Source organism: Microbispora triticiradicis, assembly GCF_005864065.1.
Classification (GTDB): Bacteria; Actinomycetota; Actinomycetes; order Streptosporangiales; family Streptosporangiaceae; genus Microbispora; species Microbispora triticiradicis.
Genome location: NZ_VANP01000003.1, coordinates 299,782 through 319,259, shown reverse-complemented (window position 1 = coordinate 319,259; position 19,478 = coordinate 299,782). Strand labels below are relative to the sequence as shown.

Annotated in this window: 13 protein-coding genes; 6 read left to right on the top strand and 7 right to left on the bottom strand. The window is 73.7% G+C overall.

All coding sequences use genetic code 11. From position 1 onward, the window contains the following. The first annotated feature begins 81 nt into the window (after positions 1-81). On the top strand, positions 82-816 hold the full coding sequence (locus FED44_RS09540; protein ID WP_138460436.1) for an ABC transporter ATP-binding protein: 735 nt from the start codon (positions 82-84) through the stop codon (positions 814-816). After that, the gene (locus tag FED44_RS09535) at positions 813-3,203 is read left to right on the top strand and encodes an ABC transporter permease (protein ID WP_138460435.1); all 2,391 of its coding nucleotides are present in this window, start codon (positions 813-815) and stop codon (positions 3,201-3,203) included. The genes FED44_RS09540 and FED44_RS09535 overlap by 4 nt, the downstream gene beginning before the upstream one ends. 164 nt (positions 3,204-3,367) lie before the next feature. Here FED44_RS09535 and FED44_RS09530 read toward each other — a convergent pair whose 3' ends face one another. From FED44_RS09530 to FED44_RS09520, 3 genes are all read right to left on the bottom strand, one after another. Next, a complete protein-coding gene (locus FED44_RS09530; RefSeq protein ID WP_138460434.1) occupies positions 3,368-5,002 on the bottom strand; it encodes a phospho-sugar mutase in 1,635 nt (544 codons plus the stop codon). A gap of 9 nt (positions 5,003-5,011) precedes the next feature. Then, on the bottom strand, positions 5,012-5,809 hold the full coding sequence (locus tag FED44_RS09525) for a purine-nucleoside phosphorylase (protein ID WP_396697581.1): 798 nt from the start codon (positions 5,807-5,809) through the stop codon (positions 5,012-5,014). Positions 5,810-5,892: 83 nt separating this feature from the next. Beyond that, on the bottom strand, positions 5,893-6,345 hold the full coding sequence (locus FED44_RS09520) for a gamma-glutamylcyclotransferase family protein (protein ID WP_138460432.1): 453 nt from the start codon (positions 6,343-6,345) through the stop codon (positions 5,893-5,895). A gap of 139 nt (positions 6,346-6,484) precedes the next feature. Between FED44_RS09520 and FED44_RS09515 the strand changes: the two genes are divergently transcribed. After that, the gene (locus FED44_RS09515) at positions 6,485-7,876 is read left to right on the top strand and encodes an NAD(P)H-quinone dehydrogenase (RefSeq protein ID WP_111698316.1); all 1,392 of its coding nucleotides are present in this window, start codon (positions 6,485-6,487) and stop codon (positions 7,874-7,876) included. Between the two features lie 76 nt (positions 7,877-7,952). Here FED44_RS09515 and FED44_RS09510 read toward each other — a convergent pair whose 3' ends face one another. Continuing rightward, on the bottom strand, positions 7,953-9,242 hold the full coding sequence (locus FED44_RS09510; protein ID WP_165900498.1) for a pentapeptide repeat-containing protein: 1,290 nt from the start codon (positions 9,240-9,242) through the stop codon (positions 7,953-7,955). A 334-nt stretch (positions 9,243-9,576) separates the two neighbouring features. On the opposite strand from FED44_RS09510, the gene FED44_RS38400 reads away from it, so the two are divergent. Together FED44_RS38400 and FED44_RS09500 are read left to right on the top strand one after the other, a co-directional pair. Next, positions 9,577-9,924 (top strand): twin-arginine translocation signal domain-containing protein, encoded by a 348-nt coding sequence (locus FED44_RS38400; RefSeq protein WP_138460431.1) that lies wholly within the window; start codon positions 9,577-9,579, stop codon positions 9,922-9,924. After that, positions 9,816-10,211 (top strand): hypothetical protein, encoded by a 396-nt coding sequence (locus tag FED44_RS09500; protein WP_167521435.1) that lies wholly within the window; start codon positions 9,816-9,818, stop codon positions 10,209-10,211. The genes FED44_RS38400 and FED44_RS09500 overlap by 109 nt, the downstream gene beginning before the upstream one ends. Before the next feature lie 100 nt (positions 10,212-10,311). Here FED44_RS09500 and FED44_RS35715 read toward each other — a convergent pair whose 3' ends face one another. Continuing rightward, complete coding sequence (locus FED44_RS35715) at positions 10,312-11,715, bottom strand: hypothetical protein (protein ID WP_187405978.1); 1,404 nt, start codon at positions 11,713-11,715, stop codon at positions 10,312-10,314. A gap of 149 nt (positions 11,716-11,864) precedes the next feature. Further along, on the bottom strand, positions 11,865-13,628 hold the full coding sequence (locus FED44_RS09490) for an ATP-binding protein (protein ID WP_138460429.1): 1,764 nt from the start codon (positions 13,626-13,628) through the stop codon (positions 11,865-11,867). Positions 13,629-13,950: 322 nt separating this feature from the next. On the opposite strand from FED44_RS09490, the gene FED44_RS09485 reads away from it, so the two are divergent. Beyond that, positions 13,951-14,223, top strand: coding sequence for a WXG100 family type VII secretion target (locus FED44_RS09485; RefSeq protein WP_111698308.1), 273 nt, complete (start codon positions 13,951-13,953; stop codon positions 14,221-14,223). Between the two features lie 177 nt (positions 14,224-14,400). Here the strand turns inward: FED44_RS09485 and FED44_RS09480 are convergent, their stop codons facing one another. Continuing rightward, on the bottom strand, positions 14,401-19,353 hold the full coding sequence (locus FED44_RS09480; RefSeq protein WP_138460428.1) for an FtsK/SpoIIIE domain-containing protein: 4,953 nt from the start codon (positions 19,351-19,353) through the stop codon (positions 14,401-14,403). Positions 19,354-19,478 lie beyond the last annotated feature (125 nt).

Below are 19,478 nucleotides of genomic sequence, written 5' to 3'. Positions count from 1 at the left end.
TGTCCGGATCATGATGAGGTCATGGGCAGGAGGTGAGGCCGTCTCTGGGACGCGTGACCGCTGATCAGCAGGCTTGAGCACATGACAGAGGTGCTCCGCCTTGACGCGGTCAGCAAGGTGTACGGGAAGGGACAGGGCGCGGTGGCGGCCCTGCGTGAGGTCTCGGTGAACATCCCCGGCGGGAGCTTCACCGCCGTGATGGGGCCGTCGGGTTCGGGCAAGAGCACGTTCCTGCACTGCGCGGCGGGGCTGGACACGCCCTCCTCCGGCTCGGTGCGGCTGGGCGGCACGGAGCTGTCCGGCATGGACGAGACCCGGCTGACGGAGCTGCGCAGGCAGCGGATCGGCTTCGTGTTCCAGGCGTTCAACCTGGTCTCGTCCCTGACCGTGCTGGAGAACATCACACTCCCGATGCGGCTGGCCGGGGTGCGGGCCGACCGGGCCTGGCTTGAGGAGATCGTCGGGCGGGTGGGGCTGGCGGGCCGGACCGGGCACCGCCCCGCCCAGCTGTCCGGCGGGCAGCAGCAGCGGGTGGCCATCGCCAGGGCGCTGGTGACCCGGCCGCAGGTGGTCTTCGGCGACGAGCCGACCGGCGCGCTCGACACGATGACGGCCCGTGACGTGCTCCGGCTGCTGCGGGAGGTGGTGGACGGCCTCGGCCAGACCGTGGTGATGGTCACCCACGACCCGGTGGCGGCCTCCTACGCCGACACCGTCCTGTTCCTCGCCGACGGCCGGATCGTGGACGCGATGACCGCGCCGAGCTCCGAGAAGGTCGCCGAGCGCATGACGAGGCTTGGGGCGTACGCGGCATGATCACCGGACTCGCACTGAAGACCCTGCGGCACCGCGGGGCGGCGTTCGCGGGGGCGTTCGTGGCGCTGGTGTGCGCCGCCGCGCTGGTCTGCGCGTGCCTGATGCTGCTGGAAACCGGCCTGCGGGGCGGGGTCGCGCCGGAGCGCTACGCGGGCGCGCCGCTGATCGTCGCGGGCGACCAGAACGTCCACGAGACCGTGGCCACGTCCTCCGGGAAAGTCAAGACGAAGGCCAAGCCGCTGTCGGAGCGGGTCTGGATCCCCGAGGCGACGGCCGCGCGGCTGCGCGGCCTGCCGGGCGTCTCCGAGGTGCTGACCGAGGTGACGTTCCCCCTGAACGGGCACGCTCTCGGGCACGGGTGGGAGTCTGCGGGGCTCACGCCGTTCACCGTCGCGCGCGGACGCCCGCCGCGAGAGAACCGCGAGGTGGTCGTGGACGCCCGCTCCGGCCTGTCCGTGGGCGCTGCTCTCGACGTCCGAGGCGAGGCGTACCGGGTCGTGGGGGTCACGGCGCAGGCCCTGCCGAGCCAGGAAACGGTGTTCTTCTCGACGGCCGAGGCGCGCCGGCTGGCCGGGCGCCCAGGGCTGGTGACCGCGATCGGCGTGTTCCCCCGCGTGGACGTCTCGCCGGTGCTGACCGACCGTCTCGTGGCCTACGCCGGGGACGGGCGCGGCACCGTGGAGTTCCTCGACGCGGAGCAGGCACGGGTGCGGCTGATCAGCCTGGGCGGCGCCCTCGGCGGCACGTCCCTGCTGGTGGCGATCCTCGTCGTGACCGGCACCTCCGCCCTCGCGGTCCAGCAGCGACGGCGCGAGATCGCCCTCCTCCGCGCGGTCGCCGCAACGCCCGGGCAGGTACGCAGGCTGCTGGGCGGCGAGGCGCTGCTGGTCGGCCTGGTCGCCGGCGTCGTCGGATCGGCGGCCGGCATCGGCCTCGGGTTCTGGCTGCGCGGCCGGTTCGTCGAGCTGGGCGCCATGCCGGAGAATCTGCGCCTGGTGGTCGGCCCGTTCCCGGCGGCGGCCGCCCTGCTCGCCGCCGTGGCGGCGGCCTGGGCCGCGACCCGCCTGTCGGTCCGCCGGATCGCGCGGATCCGTCCCGTCGAGGCGCTCGGCGAGGCCGCCATGGGCGGAGGTGGCCTGCCCCTCGGCCGCTCGCTCGCGGGCGTCCTGTGCGTCGCCGGCGGGATCGCGCTGGCGCTGGTGCTGTCGGGACTGGAGACCGAGGCGGCGTCGAGCCCCGTGACCATGCTGACCGCGCTCGTCTGGACGACGGCCGTCACCCTGCTCGGGCCGGTGCTCGCCCGCGCCGCGACCGCCCTGCTCGGCGTCGCGCTGCGCGCCTCCCGCGCCGGGCACCTGGCGGCGCGCAACCTGCGGACGGATCCGGGACGGATGGCCTCCGTGATGGCGCCGCTCACCCTTCTGGTGGCCTTGACCTGCACCATCCTGTTCACCCAGACCACGATGGGACACGCGTCGGCCGCGCAGGCCGCCGCCGGTTCCCACGCCGACTACACGGTGAGCGGCGCGACGGCGGACGCGGTGCGCCGCGTGCCGGGCGTGACTGCTGTCACCTCGGTGGTGCGCACCTCCGTGCGCGTCGGTCTGGACAGATACGGCGCGCAGGGCGTCGACGGCGGCGAGCGGCCGATCGGTCAGGCCGTGGACCTGGGAGTCGTGACCGGCTCGCTCGACGGATTCGACGCCAGGTCGGCCGCGCTGAGCGAGTCGGCGGCGTCCAGGCTCGGGCTGTCGACCGGCGAGACGGTCAGGCTCACCCTGGGCGACGGCACCCCGGCGGAGCTGAAGGTCGTGGCGATCTACTCGCGCGGCCTCGGGTTCGGCGACCTGACCCTTCCGTACGCGCTGGTGGCCGGTCATGTCGACGATCCCTCGGGCACCCTGCTCGTCGAGGCGCCCTCGGTCCGGCGTGAGGCCCTGGCGGCCGTGGCGCCGGTGGTGTCGCCGACGGAAGGGACCGGGACGCAGGCGCCGAACGCCGAGGTCGACTACGTGGCCATGGGCCTGATCATCGCGTTCGGCGCGATCGCCGTGGTCAACACGCTGGCCATGTCCACCATGGACCGGTCGCGGGAGCTGGCCCTGCTCCGCCTGGTCGGCGCGACGCGGCGGCAGGTGCTGCGCATGCTCCGCCTGGAGACCCTGACCGCGCTGGTCGTCTCGGTGCTCGCCGGGACCGGCATCGCGCTGGTCACGCTGTCGGCCTTTGGCAGGGGGATGACCGGGTCGGCCGTGCCGTACGTCCCCCCGGCCGGCTACGCGCTGGTGATCGCCGCTGTGGCCGCGCTCGCCCTGATCGCCACGAGCCTCCCCGCGCGTCTCGCCCTGCGCGCCCGCCCGGCCGAGACCATCGGCGCCCGCCAGTAGCCGGGCCGCCGTCAACCCAGGCCCCTGCGCCTACCGGCCCCACCGGCGGAGGCGCCGGTGGGGGTCACGTCGCAGGGGCCTGGGCCGTCCAACGTGCTCGTGCGGAACCCGCGCGGCCGTCACCGGTGCGCGGCCGGCCCGGGACACGAGTGGCGCGGGGCCTTTCAGAGGGCCAGGGCGGTGGCGAGATCCTGTTTCAGGGCCTCCAGGTCCGCGGCGGCCCGTGCCCTCGCCTCCGCGACGTCCTCGTCCCCGACCGGCACGACGACCTCCAGGTAGCACTTGAGCTTGGGCTCGGTGCCGCTGGGCCGGACGATGACCCGGGCGTCGCCGGAGAGGCGGTAGCGCAGGCCGTCGGTCGGCGGCAGTCCGGCCACCCCTCGCGACAGGTCCTCGGCCGACTCCACCGCCCGGCCCGCCAGCCGCGCCGGAGGATTGGCCCGCAGGCGCTCCATCGCCTTCGCGATCAGCGACAGGTCCTCGACCCGGACCGACAGCTGGGTGGTCGCGTGCAGGCCGTACCGGCGGGCCTGGTCGTCCAGCAGGTCGAGCAGCGAGCGGCCCTCCCGCCTGGCCGCGGCGGCCATCCCGGCGACGGCGAGGGCGGCCCCGACGCCGTCCTTGTCATGGACCGGCAGGCCCGCGTCCGACCCGACGCTGTAGCCCAGCGCCTCCTCGTACCCGAAGACGAGCCCCGGCCCAGTCTTCATGATCCATTTGAAGCCCGTCAGCGTCTCGGCGTGCCGCACGCCGTGATCGGCGGCGATCTTCGCGAGCAGCGAGGACGACACGATCGACGTGGCGACCAGCCGGTCGCCGCCCGAGGTGTGCCGCAGCACGTGCTCGGCGAGCAGCCCGCCCACCTCGTCGCCGGTCAGCATCCGGTAGCCGCCGCCGGGCAGCGGCGTGCCGACCGCGCACCGGTCGGCGTCCGGGTCGTTCGCCAGGACGAGGTCGGCGCGGGTGGCGGCGGCGAGTTCGAGCGCGAGGTCCATCGCGCCCGGCTCCTCCGGGTTCGGGAACGCCACGGTGGGGAAGTTCGGGTCGGGCATGGCCTGCCGGCCGACCATGACCGGCACCTCGAAGCCCGCCGCGCGGAACGCCTCGGACACGGTCGCGCCGCCGACGCCGTGCAGCGGGGTGTACGCGACCGAGATCGCGCGGGCGTCGCCCAGCGGCAGCGCCGTCAGCGCCCGCAGGTACGGCGTGACGATGTCGTCGTGGCCGAGGGTCGTCCAGGCGTCGCCCAGCGGGAGGGCGTCCACCGGGCCGGTCGCGTCGATGGCGGCCGAGATGTCCTGGTCAATCGGCGGGACGATCTGCGCGCCGTCGCCCCAGTAGACCTTGTAGCCGTTGTCCTGGGGAGGGTTGTGCGAGGCGGTGACCATCACGCCCGCGTCCGCGCCGAGGTGGCGGACGGCGAACGCCAGCACCGGCGTCGGCCACCTCCCGGCCATGACCGACGCGCGCAGCCCGGCCCCCGTCAGCACGCGGGCCGTGTCGGCGGCGAACACGTCGGACTTGTGCCGCCCGTCGTAGCCGATAACGACGTGGCGTCCCGGTCCGAGCACGCGGGCCAGGCCGGCGGCGGCCCGCATCACGGTCACCCGGTTCATCCGGTTCGGTCCGGCTCCCAGCGCGCCGCGCAGGCCCGCCGTGCCGAACTCCAGCTTGGCGCCGAAGCGGTCCTCCAGCGCGTCGAGATCCTGCCGGTCCAGGATCGCGTCGAGTTCCGCCCGCGTGTCGGGGTCGGGGTCCTGGTCACGCCATTCGCGGGCGAGCCGTACGAGATCGGTCACGGGTGCTCCCTACAGCTTGTCGACGACCTGGGCGAGCAGGACGCCCATCCGGGCGGCGGTGGCGCGGCCGACCTCCAGGACCTCCTCGTGGTTGAGCGGCTCGTCCGCCAGGCCCGCGCCGGGGTTGGTGACCAGGGAGATCCCGAGCACCTCGGCCCCGGCCTCCCGGGCGGCGATCGCCTCCAGCACGGTCGACATGCCCACCAGGTCGCCGCCGAGCGTGCGCAGCATGCGGATCTCCGCGGGCGTCTCGTACGTCGGGCCGCGGAAGGCCACGTACACACCCTCGGCCAGCGAGGGGTCCACCTCGCGGGCGAGGTCCCGCAGCCGCCTCGAGTACACCTGGGTCAGGTCCACGAACGTCGCGCCGACGAGCGGGTTGCTCCCGGTCAGGTTGATGTGGTCGGCGATGAGCACGGGGTCGCCGACCTTCTGGGTCTCCGGGCGCAACCCGCCCGCCGCGTTGGTCAGCACGACCGTGCGCACCCCGGCCGCGACGGCCGTACGGACGCCGTGCACCACCGGGTCCACGCCGCGCCCCTCGTAGAGGTGCGTGCGCCCCAGGAAGATCAGCCCGTTGAGCCCGGCCGCCGTCCGCACCGCGCGTACCGTGCCGGCGTGCCCGGCGACCGCGGGCGGGGTGAACCCGGGCAGCTTCGTCACCGGAAGTTCGGCGACCGTCTCGCCGATCGCGTCCGCGGCCGGCACCCATCCCGAGCCCATGACGAGGGCGGCGTCGAAGGAGGGGATGCCGGTGAGGTTCCTCAACGTGGTCGCGGCCTCGGCCGCCAGGTCATAAGGGGTCACTTTGCTGAGCGTACAGAAGGGCATGACGAAGTCCGGCGGCTCCACCTGCCGTTCTGTCGCTCGGGGCGCCGCCGCGGGCGGAATCAGTCGCCGAGGGACTTGCAGGGGCGGTTGCGCAGCCCCGTGACGTAGTCGTCGGGAGCCCCCGCCTTCTCCGCGGCGTCGGCGAGGATGCCGATGTAGCGCGCCGAGGGCAGGCCGCCCTCGTAGGAGTCGAGCACGTGCGACCAGGCGAGCACGTCGCCCTCCAGGGTCGCGACGCGGAGCCGCACCTTGCGGTAGAGGCCGAGGTCGGTGCCCGTCCACCGGTCGAGGGACGGCTCGTCCCACTCCGGCACGTCGTACAGGACCACGAATACCTGCTCGTCGGCATCCTCGACTATCGTGGCGAGAGCGCCCTCCCAGCTGACGTCCTCGCCGCCGAAGGTGAGCCGCCAGCCCGGGAGCCACCCCGTTCCTCGCATGGGCGAGTGGGGCGCCCACTCCGCCATCTGCTTGGGGTCCATGTTGCTGCCGTAGGCCGCGTAAACAGGCACGGCACCCAAGCCTAATCCAAGATCGCCGAAGTTGGACGGGTAGCGCGCGCATGGGGTGTGGCGAGAGAAATACGAGTAGTTGACCCGTTACGCGGCCCTCGCCGGGAATACGTAGCCAGGATGCGGGACAATGGAGCATGTGACAAGGATCGTGATCATCGGTGGCGGCCCCGGCGGATACGAGGCGGCCCTGGTCGCCGCGCAACTGGGGGCGCGGGTCACCGTGGTGGAGGAGGAAGGGCCCGGCGGGGCGTGCGTTCTCACCGACTGCGTGCCGTCCAAGACCCTGATCGCCACCTCCGTCCGCAAGCAGGCGCTCCTCGACGCGGCCTCCGTGGGGGTCCGCTTCGACGGCGGCCTCGACGGTGACGCGGGCGGCGTCGCCGTGGACATGATCGACGTGAACAAGCGCGTCAAGGAACTGGCGCTGGCGCAGTCCGGCGACATCGCCGCCCGGCTGGCCGCCGAGGGCGTCGAGGTCATCCGCGCCCGCGGCCGGCTGGTCGATCCCCAGGTGGTCCGCGCGGGCGACCGTACGATCCGGGCCGACGTGGTCATCGTGGCCACCGGCGCCCACCCCCGGGTGCTGCCCGGGGCAGAGCCGGACGGCGAGCGCATCCTCAGCTGGCGGCAGCTCTACGACCTGGAGGAGCTGCCGGGGCACCTGATCGTGGTCGGCTCCGGCGTCACCGGCGCGGAGTTCGCCGGCGCCTACCAGTCGCTGGGGTCGGAGGTCACGCTGGTCTCCTCCCGCGACCGGATGATGCCCAACGAGGACGCCGACGCGGCCGAGGTGCTCGAAGAGGTCTACCGGCGGCGTGGCATGAACGTCATGGGCCGTTCGCGGGCCGCCTCGGTCAAGCGCACCGAGCACGGGGTCGTCGTCACGCTGGAGGACGGCCGCACGGCCGAGGGCACCCACTGTCTGATGACCGTCGGCATGGTGCCCAACACCTCCGGGCTCGGGCTGGAGGACAACGGCGTGCGGCTCGACCGGGGCGGCTTCATCGAGGTCGACAAGGTCTCCAGGACATCCGCCCCGGGCGTGTACGCCGCGGGCGACTGCACGGGCGTCCTGATGCTCGCCTCGGTCGCCGCCATGCAGGGCAGGATCGCGGTCTGGCACGCGCTCGGCGAGGCCGTGCAGCCGATCCGGCTGGCCACGGTCGCCGCGAACATCTTCACCGACCCCGAGATCGCGGCGGTGGGTGTCTCGCAGCGGCAGATCGAGTCAGGCGAGATCGAGGCGAACGTGGTCAAGCTGCCGCTCGCCACCAACGCCCGGGCCAAGATGCAGGGCTTCAACGACGGTTTCGTCAAGCTGTTCTGCCGGCCCAACACCGGCATCGTGCTCGGCGGCGTCGTGGTCGCCCCGCGCGCCTCGGAGCTGATCCTCGCGGTGTCGGTGGCCGTGCAGCACCGCCTGACCGTGGACCAGCTCGCCCACACCTTCGCCGTCTATCCGTCGCTGTCCGGCTCGATCACCGAGGCGGCCCGCCGCCTCATGTCGCCCCTGACCGCCGGCATCTGACCGGCCCGGCATCTGACCGGCCCGGCACCTGACCGGCCGGGCGTCTGAGCTGCCCGGCGTCTGAGCGCGTCGAGGCTCAGTGGCTTCCGCCCGTGTGGGGCAGCCGGGACCGCACCTGCCGCAGGGCCTCCCGTCCCCGCGCCACGGTCACGCCCGCCGCCCGCAGCTCGTACGGCGTGCGGGCGAGGCCGAGCGCCTGCTTGGCCGCCTCGTAGGCGTCGAGTGCCGCCCGCCACTCCTGCGACGGGCCGCTGATCTGGTTGATCTTCATCTCGAAGTCGAGGGCGTCGATCTCCTCGCCGAAGCGGGTCACGTCCTCCTCGGCCGCGTGCCTGACCACCGCCATCTCCGCCGCGAAGCGCTGCCTGCGCCGGTGCGCGACGCCCCACATGCCCAGCGTCAGGATGAGCCCGAGCCCGCTCACGACGACCAGGATCACCGCCGGTGACGGGCCCCGCGTGCCGCCCGGGCGCACGGTGGGATCGTCGCCGGTGTCGTCGCGTACGACGTCGTCCACACCGGCTTCGGTGTCCTCGTCCGCACCGCCGGTCAGGCCGGGCGCCACGGCGTCGTCCGGCAGGTTCACGGGCGTGCCGCGGGCGCCGGTGAGGTTCACGTCGCTCGCCTGGATGAAGGACGCCTTGCCGACGTCGGCTCCCCGGAAGTCGGCGCCGTCCAGTTCAGCCTGGGTGAACTCCGCCTCCGACAGGTCCGCGTTCCTGAGCACGGCGTGCTCCAGGTGGGCCTGGCCGAGCTTGGCCCCGCCGGCCTTGGCCCGGGTGAGGTCGGCCTTGCGGGCCTTGGCCTGGCCGAGCGTCACGTCTCTGAGGTCCGCGTCCACGAGCGTGGCGTCGGTGAGGTCGGCCTGCGTGAGCACGGCCCGGGTGAGGACGGCGCCGGTCAGGTCGGCGTGCGGGAACTCGGCCTGGACGGCGTCCGCGTCGGTGAGGATCGCTCCGCGCAGGTCCGCCTTCCTCGCCCGCAACTGACCGAGGTCCGCGTCGGACAGGTCGGCCCCGCGCAGGTCGGCGTAGTCGAGATGGACCTGGCCGAGGTCGGCCTCCTTCAGCGACGCCTTGCGGAGGACGGCTCCGGTCAGGTCCTTGGCGGTGAGATCCACCCCGTCGAGCTTGGCTCCGGTGAGGTCGGCGCACCGCAGGTTGGCGGGGAGGGTGCCGCCCTCGGTGAGGTCCCTGCCCCGGAGCTTGACGCCGCTGCCCGGCGTGCACGGCGCACCCGCCGCCCACGTCGCACCAGCCGCGTACGGAACGGGTGCGGCGTCCGCCGGGGACGGGAAGAGGGCCGCGAGCAGGAAGGCGAGCGACAGGACCTGGACGGCGACGAAGAGGGGGGCGAAACGGCGCAAGGGGGGCCTCCTGGGGGAACGCCCCGAGTCTCCCACGCGCTCTTTACGTCCGCTTGCAAGTCGCTGACGGTGTCTCATGGGCGACCACGGCCGCTTCGACTCGGGCGGGACGCGGGCTCGTACCACGGAAATTGCCGCACTATTCGCTTCTGTCGTTTTCGCCCTATATCGCATGGTATTTCGTGACGGTTCATTCCTAATGAGCGCACGCTCGGCCGCGCCGCAGTTTCCCGATGTCTCCCGTGGAAATCCAAGGCTGTTCCAGGGGCTTTTACCGGCCGGCCCGGCGGGGATCAACCCGGCCGAGTGAAGGTGCGGGTCATCGGGGGTAGAAATGTGTGAAAACCGGGCGGGCGACGCGGCGAGCGAGCTGACTCGGCGCCGGTTCATCCAGTTCTCCGGCCTGGCGGGCGCCGGCGTGCTGGCGGGTGCGGGCCTTCTCGCCGATGGCGGGCACGCCCTGGCGGTGCCTCCGCCGAGCCTGGTGAAGGGGCCCGATCCCAAGGAGTGCGGCAAGACCTCCGACTCGGACTCTCGAAGGCGATCAGGAATTTCGACCAGTTGCACATCCATATGGCACGGGCACGCCGGGAGTCCTGGAACGACCTCGCCGCGCAGGACAACCTGGCCGCCTGGACCGTGGCGAACTGGGCGGACTCGCGCGTGTCGGTACGCGGTCTGAGTGAGAAGCTCGGGATCATCCCGCACACCTACCGGGTGCTCATCTGGTCGGGATTCAACCACGACAACCTCTTCGCCATGCTCAGGGCCATGCTGGTCGCTTCTCTGGGCCACGGCGGGACGACCGCCAAGGCCCAGCCGCTCATGCAGTACCAGACGCTGATCGTGATTCCCCGGCCCGCCGGGGGCTACTACATCGTCAACAGCGAGAAGGGCCTGGTCGACCCGAACAACCCCCACCTGACGGGGACCGACACCTGCGACCCGTTGCTCCTCATGCATCCCTGACCCGTCACGGCTCGCTTCCCGTGGATGTCTCCGACGACGAAGGGGGCGGACCGTCGTGGTCCGCCCCCTTCCGAGGTCGTGTCCGATGTCGCGTCAGGCGTTACCAGTCGCCGCCGCCGCCGAAGTCTCCTCCGCCGAAGTCGCTGCCGCCGCCCCAGTCGCCGCCGCCACCGAAGTCGCCGCCACCGCCGCCGCCCCAGTCGCCGCCGCCCCAGTCGTTGCCGCCGCCGGACTCGACGCCCGCGGCGTATCCGGAGTCGTAGCCGGCGCCGTAGCCGCCGTAGCCCCAGCCGCCGAAGGCGTTGCCGAGCATGGTGCCGACGAGCATGCCGGTCAGCAGGTCGCCGCCGAAGCCGCCGTAGTAGCCGTACGCGTAGGGCTGGTAGGCGGGCCCGGCGTCCCAGTAGGGCCTGCGGTGGCCGTTCACCATGACCTCGCGCATCTGCGGGTCGAAGCCGCGCTCCACCGCCTCGGCGTCGGCCGCGCAGGCGGGGACGTCGCGCACCGCGCCGCCGGGGGGCGCCCAGCGGACGTTGCGCACCGACGGGCCGTGCTGGGGGTTGAAGAAGCACGGCGGGAGCCGCTCGGGCAGCGGCTGGTTGTTCACCCGCGCCTTGACGCACGCCAGCGCGTAACGGCCGTCCTCCAGCGTCGAGGTCACCGTACGCAGGTCCTCGGGCCGCTTGATCCCGTCCAGCTCGGTCTTGGCCCGCTCGTAGGAGTCGAGCGCGCGCTGCCAGTCGCTCGTCGTCTCCGCCTGCGGGAGCATCTTGACGTCGACGTCGAGTGCGGTGATCTCCTCACCGAACTTGGTGACGTCCTCCTCGACCGTCTGCTTGACGGCGGCCAGCTCGGCGGCCTCGCGCTCCTCACGCTTGCGCTTGTTGCGGCGTCCGATGATCCACAAACCGGCACCTCCCACTACGGCCACGCCCAGGATGCCGACGAGCACGCCCGAGCCGCCTCCGCCACCGACGGTGGAACCAGTGCCCCGGGCGCCCTTCACATCACCCTCGTGCACCAGGTTCACCCGGTTGACGAAGTCCTGCATGCCGCTGACCACGTCGCTGTTGGCGTTGGTGGACAGCCGCGCCAGCGCTCCCGCGGCGTTCTTCGGCAGGTCGTTGGAGCCGGCGAACAGGCTCATGCCGTCCAGCAGGACCACGGTCGCCCGCGACCGACCGGCCTTGTCGAGCTCGGTCATCAGCTGCGGGATGTACGTGCTCACCTGGGCCGTGGTCACGGTGCCGTCCGGGAGCGCGACCATGTAGATCTTGGCCTTCGAGTCCTCCAGCTCCTTGCGGATCTTGCTCTGCTGGTCGGACGAGAGCGGCGACCCGGGCTGGACGAAGAGCGGATTACTGCTGTTCTTCCATGACGCCACGACCGTGGCCGGGTCCGGCGGAGCCGCCGCGTTCGCGGCCGGAGCGAGCGCGAGCGAGATGAAGAGCCCGGCGAACAGAGCCGCCAGGGCGGCCCCTGCCCGTCCGAGCGGTGATTTCATGGTCACGGCTTAAGCCTCCTTCGCCCTACTGGACGAACGGCAGGGCGCGATGGTTCCTCCACAGGAAACTATCGTTCCCCATCGCCGCACCACACCGCACGGTCACCGTGCGGTCGTCACCCGGCTCCGCGCCGTGATCGCGGGCCGGGTCAGGCGTCCTTGATCTCGCAGAGCGCGGTCCCGGCGGTGACCGTCTGGCCGACGGCGGCCGCCAGGCCGGTGACCGTGCCGCCCTTGTGCGCGGTCAGCGGCTGCTCCATCTTCATCGCCTCCAGGACGATGACCGTGTCGCCGGGCTCGACGGTGTCCCCGTCGGCTACGACGACCTTCACGATCGTGCCCTGCATCGGGCTGACGAGCGCGTCGCCGCTCGCCGCGGCCTTCTTCGCGCTGCTCCCGCCGGACCGCCTGGGCGCCGCCTTCCTGGGCTCGGGCCGGTCCGCCCCGAGGCCGGACGAACCCAGCCCCGCGGGCAGCACGACCTCCAGTCGCTTGCCGCCGACCTCGACCGTGATCCGCTCGCGTCCCGCCGGCTCGCCGGAGGCCTCCGCCGTCGCCTCGTACGGCGGGATGTCGTTGACGAACTCGGTCTCGATCCACCGGGTGTGGACGGAGAAGGGCTCGCCGACGAAGGCGGGGTCCTCCACCACGGCCCGGTGGAACGGCAGCACGGTCGGCATGCCGCCGATCTCGTACTCGGCCAGCGCCCGCCGCGCCCGCTCCAAGGCCTGCCGGCGGGTGGCCCCGGTCACGATCAGCTTGGCCACGAGCGAGTCGAACGCCTGCGGGACGCTCATCCCGGTCTCGTAGCCGCCGTCCAGGCGTACGCCCGGCCCGGACGGGACGCGCATCGAGGTCAGCGTGCCCGGCGCGGGCAGGAAGTTGCGGCCCGCGTCCTCCGCGTTGATCCGGAACTCGATCGAGTGGCCGCGCAGCACCGGGTCGTCGTACCCCAGCGGCTCGCCGTCGGCGATGCGGAACATCTCGCGGACGAGGTCGATGCCGGAGACCTCCTCGGTCACCGGGTGCTCGACCTGGAGCCGGGTGTTGACCTCCAGGAAGGAGATCGTGCCGTCCTGGCCGACGAGGAACTCGCAGGTGCCGGCGCCGACGTACCCCGCCTCGCGCAGGATGGCCTTCGACGACGAGTAGAGGAGGTCGAGCTGCTCGTCGGTGAGGAACGGCGCCGGGGCCTCCTCCACGAGCTTCTGGTGACGGCGCTGGAGCGAGCAGTCGCGGGTGCTGACGACGACCACGTTGCCGTGCCGGTCGGCCAGGCACTGGGTCTCGACGTGGCGCGGCCGGTCGAGGTAGCGCTCGACGAAGCACTCGCCGCGCCCGAAGGCGGTCACCGCCTCACGTACGGCCGACTCGTAGAGGTCGGGGATCTCCTCCATCGTCCGGGCGACCTTGAGCCCGCGGCCGCCGCCGCCGAAGGCGGCCTTGATGGCGATCGGCAGGCCGTGCCGCCCGGCGAACTCGACCACCTCGTCCACACCGGACACCGGGTCGGGGGTGCCCGCCACGAGCGGGGCGCCGACGCGCTGCGCGATGTGCCGGGCCTGGACCTTGTCGCCGAGCGCGTCGATCGCCGAGGGCGGCGGGCCGATCCAGATCAGACCGGCGTCGAGCACGGCCTGGGCGAAGCCCGCGTTCTCGGCGAGGAAGCCGTAGCCGGGATGGACGGCGTCCGCGCCGGTCTTCGCCGCCACCGCCAGGATCTTGGCGATGTCGAGGTACGTCTCCGCGGGGCTCTGCCCGCCGAGCGCGTGCGCCTCGTCGGCCACCCGCACGTGCAACGCGTCCAGATCCTGGTCGGCGTACACGGCCACGCTGGCCAGGCCGGCGTCCCGGCAGGCCCGGGCGATCCGTACGGCGATTTCGCCACGATTGGCGATCAGGACCTTTTGCACCGGGATGTCCCTTCCCTTCAGCGCTCGCGAACCCTGCCTGGGAGTGTAGAGGTGCCGCCTCGTCGCCGGGGGCCCCAGGGGCACCCCTGACCTACGCCGGGCAGGGATTTTCAGGGGGCGCCGGAGTCGCCCCCCTCCGGAGGGCGCGCGGCCGCTCAGGCTCCCGGCAGACCTCCTGGCAAGGCCCGGCCCAAGAGGAATAACTACCAGAAAAGCCACATTCTCCTGGCCTTCCGATATAGCCGCTCGGCATAAGGTCTTCACAGGATTGACATGCGTTTTACGGTGAGGGCGGCCCCTTTGTCGATGGAGGAGTGACTGAATGAGTAACAGCTTGCTCGGCGGCGACCCCGCGGAGATGCAGGGCATGGCCGCGCAGTTCAGCCAGCAGGCGGACCAGGTTCGCACCACGATGGCCGCCCTCGACCGCGAGGCGGCCAAGGTCGGCACCGCCTGGACCGGCCCCGGCGCGCAGCGCTTCCACGACGCCTGGCAGAGCTACCGCACGGCGTTCCAGCGAATGGCGGAAGAGCTCAACGAGGCCTCCCGGGTCATCACCACCTACCGCGGCAACATCGAGTCCGCCACCCGCTGACGAAATCCGCACGATCTCTCGCCGGGCGCCTCGGCTGACGAGGCGCCCGGCGATTCGCGAAAAAGGGACGGCCTTCAGGCCAGAAAAGACCTGAAATGCCGTCCTCGTCACACCGCCGGACGCCGCCCACGCGGCGTCCGGCACAGGGTCCGGCGCAGGGTCACGCACGGCACGGGGTCACTGGGGGACGGCGCACTGGATAGGGGTCGCGGTGCCCGAGATGACCAGCAGGCCCCGCCCGGGAGGCCCGCCCACGGCGCCACGCGGCAGCCGCACGGTGAACAGGTCCCCGTCGGCCGGGCTCTGCACGTTGAGCAGCAGCCCGGTCCTGCCCTTGCGCGCCTCGGCCGCGAAGCCCCGGTAGGCCGTCGCCAGGTCGCCGGTGGCCCCCGCGACGAGCAGGCCGTGCTCACCGTCCCGGCCGGTGCGCAGGATCTCGTCCAGGGCCAGCCCGAGCGGCGAGTCGGGCGAGATCAGTTCCGCGTCGTCCACGACCACCACGTAACGCTCGTGCCCGGCGACCAGGGCCAGCGGATCGAGCGCGCCGGGCAGGCCGCCGAACTCGTCGGCGCCGCCCCCGGTCACGCTTCTGGCGTTGCCGTCCAGCACGGCGAGCACTCCGGACGCCCCGGCGAGGTCGCGCAGCGGGCTGCGGCGCGGGGTCACGACGAGCACCGGCGTGCCCCGGGCAAGCAGTGAGCGTGCCGCCGTGACCAGCGTGGACGACCTGCCCGAGCGGGGCGGTCCGGCGATCACCGCCGCCGGGCCCTGGCCCTGCAGGTCCACGCCCAGCGGCGTGAGCGCGTCGCCTCCCGCGCCGAGCAGCGCCCACAGCGCCGACGGCGGCTCGAACGCCGGAGCGAGGTCCATCGCCTGCTCCGCCGTTATGCGCATCGGCAGGGCGTCCACCCGCAGCGGGGGCTCCGACGGCCAGACCCAGGCGCGGCCCGCCTCCCCGTCGTCCGTCCCGCCGCCGGTCACGCCGCTCGTCGTGCCCCCGGTCGTGCCCCCGGCCGTGCTCCCGAATCTGGCCGCGGTCGTACGGGCGAGGTCCTGCAGGACCGCCACCTGCGCGGGGCCGGAGGGGTCGTCGCCCAGCAGCGCGACCTGGCTCTCCACCAGGCCGTGGTCGCCGACCGACAGGGCCCGGCCCGGCGGCATGGAGGTCGGCAGGTTGCGTACGGGCAGCCCGGCGAGCCCGTAGTCGGCGGGATCGGCGAGCCGGAGCACCAGCCGGTCGTCGAAGACGGTGGAGATCTGCCCGATCAGGCCCGACCGGTCGGCGGTGACCACGGCGCGCAGCCCCACGGCCGGTCCCTCCCGCAGCAGTTGCAACAACGCGTCGACCAGCCGCCCGTAGTCGTAGTTCTCGAACGCCGCGACGTACCCCTCCCAGCGGTCCAGCAGCAGCACCATCCAGGGCAGCGCCCCCACGCCCGAACGGTCCCGGGCCGCCAGCGGCCTGGTGTCGGTCCGGGACCTGGCGGCGGCCCGCGCCTCGGCGAGCGAGGCGTACCCCGCCTCGGCCAGCAGGTGCTGACGGCGCCCGACCTCCGCGCGCAGCCGGGTGAGCAGGCGCTCCACCCGGTCCATCTGGTCGCGCGTGACCACGGCGCCGCAGTGCGGCAGCGCGACGAGCGGCAGCAGCGCGCCCGACCCGCAGTCGACGGCGTGGACGTGCACGTCCTCGGGGGAGGCGCCGGCCGCGATCGACCCCGCGATCGTCCGCAGCGCGCTGGACCTGCCGCTGCGCGCGCCGCCCGCGATGAGCAGGTGGCCGCCGTGGCGCGGGTCGAGCGCGAGCGCCCGCCGGCCCTGCCGCCAGGGCAGGTCCGTCACGCCGAACGGCAGCGGCGGCACCTCCTCGATCCCCGGCCGGTACGGCGGCGCCGCCGCCAGCGCCCCGCCGTCGAGCGGGTCGCTCCCGGAGCCGGTCTCCCCGGCACCCCCCTCGTACCTCACGGACGACCTCACCGACGACCCCGACCGTCCGGCGGCCGCGGCCTCGACGTCGAGGACGACCCGGTCCGGAAGAGGCGGCAGCCAGGGACTGGGCTGGCGGGGCAGCCCGTTCCCGGCCTCCAGCAGCGCGTCCACGAGCAGGGCCAGGTCGGTGCCGCTCCCCGCCTGGGCGGGCGGGGCGGGCAGGGGATGGCCGAGCGCGGGCCAGGGCAGGTCGAGCACCCGCACGTCCTCGGCGCCGCCGTCGGCCGCGCCGTTGCCGCGGACCCGGGCATGGGGGGTCCGCCCGCCGATCCTGGCCGTCTGCACGGCGACCGGCGTGGCCGAGCCCGCCCGCACGTAGCAGCGGCCCGGCGTCGCCCGCGAGATGTGCGCGGCGTCCGGCACGTCGATGACGTCCCCGGACTCACGGGCGTCGGTCACCCGCAGCGCGATCCTGAGCGAGGTGTTGGCCTGGATGTCGGCGGTGACCACGCCGCCCGGCCGCTGGGTGGCGAGGATCAGGTGGATGCCGAGGGATCGGCCCCGGCGGGCGATGTCGACCAGGCCGTCCACGAAGTCGGGCAGCTCCGCCACCAGCGCGGCGAACTCGTCGATGATCAGGACGAGCCGGGGCAGCGGCGGCAGGTCCCTCTTGCTGCCGGCGCTCTCCGGCACCGGCGCGGCGAAGATCCCGCCGCCGCGCGTCCGCCGGACGCCGCCGCTGCCGAGGACCCAGGTGGCCCCGCGCGACCGCTGGTAGTCCTCGATGTCCTTGGCCCCCGCGTCGAGCAGCAGGCGCTCTCTGCGCCGGATCTCGGCGGCCAGCGACGACAGGGCCCGCTGGGTCAGGTGGCCGTCGAGGTCGCTCACCATGCCGACCGTGTGCGGGAGCCGTACGCACTCCTTGAAGGCGGCGCCGCCCTTGTAGTCGATCAGTACGAACGTCATCTCGTCGGGCCGGTTGACCACGGCGAGCGAGCAGATCAGGGTCTGCAGCAGCTCCGACTTGCCCGCGCCGGTCGTGCCCGCGACCAGGGCGTGCGGGCCGTCCCTGCTCAGGTCGACCTCGAACGGCCCCTCCGGCCCCACGCCGATCAGGGCCCGGGTCGTACGGCCCTGCCGCTCCGCGAGGGCGGCGGGATCGGGTGCGACGTCCAGCAGGTCGAGCAGGCGGACCGCGTCGGGCAGGGCGGCCGAGGGGTCCTCGCGGCTCACGTCGCGCAGCGGGGCGAGCGCGCGGGCCAGGCGCTCGGCCCAGGACGGCGAGACCCGGTCGGCGCGGATGCCCGTGATCGGGTCGAGGCCGCCGCCGTGGAGCCGTACGCCACCGGCGGGGTCGCAGGACACGACCGTCGCGCACTCCTCGGGGAGCAGCCGCTCGTCGTCGTCGATCGCGATCGTGTAGACCCCCGCCCGGGGTCCCTGCCGCAGCACCTGCGGCATGCCGGGCAGGCCGCGCAGCACCTGCGCGCCGTCGAGCACGACGAGCACGTCGAACGGCCGCTCGTCGTAGGTCGTGAAGGCCGGCTCGGCCGACCGGTTCCCGCCTCCGCGCCCCAGGTCGTCCCAGCCGGCCGGGCCGCCCGACAGGCGGGCGCCGCGTGGCGCTCCCGGGTAGGGGCCGGAGCCGTTCTCGCTGTCGAGGCGTTCGGCGACCAGGGCGGTGAGTTCGGCGACGCGGCGCGCGGCGGCCTCGGGGTCGGCGCCGACGAGCACGGCGCAGTCGGACGACAGGGCGCCCCCGCGGGCGGCGTCCGGGGCGCAGTGCGGCAGCCAGCGGACCCAGCTCCACTGCTCGGCGCCGTCGGCGTTGGCCGACAGCACCACGACGGCCAGGTCGCGGGGGCTGTGCAGGGCGGCGGCCTGGCCGACGAGCCACCGGGCGCAGCCGAGGGCCACCTCCCGCGGCCCGGTCAGGCCCGCGACGCCGAGGCGGCGCATGACGAGCGCGACCGGCACGTCGTGGCAGACGGGCGGCTCCCGCCGGGCCGCGTCGGGGGGAGTGCCGGTCTCCGGCTCGAACTCCAGGTCGGCGGGCAGGTCGGCCAGCCCTATCCGCAGCCGCAGCGCGTCCTGGTCGTGCACGCGGCGCTCCCAGAGGCGGCGGCGCGGCCCGGTCGCGGTGAGCAGCACCTCGGCGGGGTCGGGAGCGCCCTGGCGGCGGGCCTCCTCGTCCTGCCGCACCGCGCGGGCCACCTCCGCCTCGAAGGCGGCCATCCGCTCGCGGTACGTCTTGATCGCCTGGCGGTGCTTCTTCCTGCCGTGCCTGCGGTCGCTCACCCACTGGCCGATCATGATGAGCGGCGTCATGAACGCGATCAGCAGGTAGTACCACGTGTGCGTGACGAGGGCCATGACCACCCCGAGGACGGCCGGCAGCATCGCGGCCAGCAGCTGCAGCCGCATGCCCTCGCCGCGCTTCGGCTCGGCCGGGACCGTGAACCGCCGCTGCCGCTCGGGCCGCTGCAGGCGCGGCGGCCGGTTGTAGGCGAGCCCGCCGTCCTGCAGCGCGTCGAGGTGGGCGTCCGGGGGCCGCACGGGGCCCAGGGACAGCACGGAACCGCCGCAGGAGAGCATGCCGCCCGCGGGCCACTCGACCGCCCCGGTGACCGGTTCGCCCTCCAGTCGCGCGACCGGTTCGCCGCCGGGGGCGGACGCCGGTCCGGCGGGCTCCACGGTGGCCGTTCCGAGGGCGAGCCTGACGACCAGCGCGACCGGCGGCATCCCGGGGTCGGGCACGGAGATCGCGCAGGCGGGATCGGCGCCGACCGTGTGCGCGCCGAGCCCGATCCGGTGGACCACCCCCGCGCCGGGCCCGCCCACCACGCGCAACTCCGCCGGGCCGCCGGGCTCCTCGGTCACCGTGGCGGCCGCGGCGTGACCGTCCAGGGCTACCAGGTCGCCGTCGCGCAGCAGGCCGAACACGACCGCGTCGGGGTCGAGCGGCCGGCCGTCCACCCAGAGCCTCGTCTCCTGGCCGGCGGCGGGCCTGGCGGGCCGGTCCCGGTCCATGTCGTACGGCGCGCGGGCGCGCGGCAGCCGTACGACGTTGGCCGGCCGGGCGGACGCGCCCTCCAGCATGGCGGTGAGCGCGCCGGTGAGGGCGGCGACCGTGGCGGTCCCTTCTCCCTCGACCAGCACGTCCCGGCGGCCGTGCTCGGTGACCACGGTGAGCGTAACCCGCATGCGCAGACTCCCAGACGGCGGTGGTGCGGCGGAGAACTCCGGAAAGCGTTTCATCCCGGGGCGGTCCCGTGAAGATCTTTCCCGAGGTCCGCTCCGGTGCCGCCTCGGGTCCGGGCGCTCTCCCG